The 594-nt window shown below is 80.6% G+C and carries 1 pseudogene; it reads left to right on the forward strand.

Annotated elements, in window-relative coordinates:
* Positions 1-594 (forward strand): annotated as a pseudogene (locus tag KUM32_RS40695) (cell division protein FtsK); the annotation flags it as partial.

Raw genomic sequence — 594 nt, forward strand, 5'->3', positions numbered from 1 at the left:
GTACGACGACGAGGAGTACGCGGACCAGTGGCGGCAGGCGCCCGCCCGGCGCCCCCGGCGGGGCGCGCGCGGGGGCGACGAGGGCGCGGCGGACGCGGAGCGCGCGGAGGAGGAGGCGCTCAGCAAGCGGCGCAGGCCCCGCCGGGCCGCCGCCGCCGCGGACACCGACGACGTGGAGCCGCCGCAGAGCAGGCCGATGGACGCGGTGGACGTGGCGGCGGCCGCCGCCGCCTCGCTGGACGGGGCGGTGCTGCACGGCGTGCAGCCCTCGCCGCTGGTCGCCGGGCTCAGCAGCGGCATCAGCACCGACTCCGGCGCGGGGTTGCCCGGCGCGCGTGGCACGCGGGGTGGCCAGGGCGCGGACCGCGACGGTGCGGGCGGGCAGCAGGGCAACGCCGTGGAGCAGGTGCCCGACCTCACCCGCGCCACGCCCGAGCCGCCGGACCTGCCCGAGCGCCCCGGCGGCCTCCAGCCGCGCGCCGAGCAGTTGCAGCTCGCCGGCGACATCACGTACGCGCTGCCCTCGCTCGACCTGCTGGAGCGCGGCGGCCCGGGCAAGACCCGCAGCGCGGCCAACGACGCCGTGGTGGCCTC

The sequence above is a fragment of the Streptomyces sp. AC627_RSS907 genome (assembly GCF_019049165.1).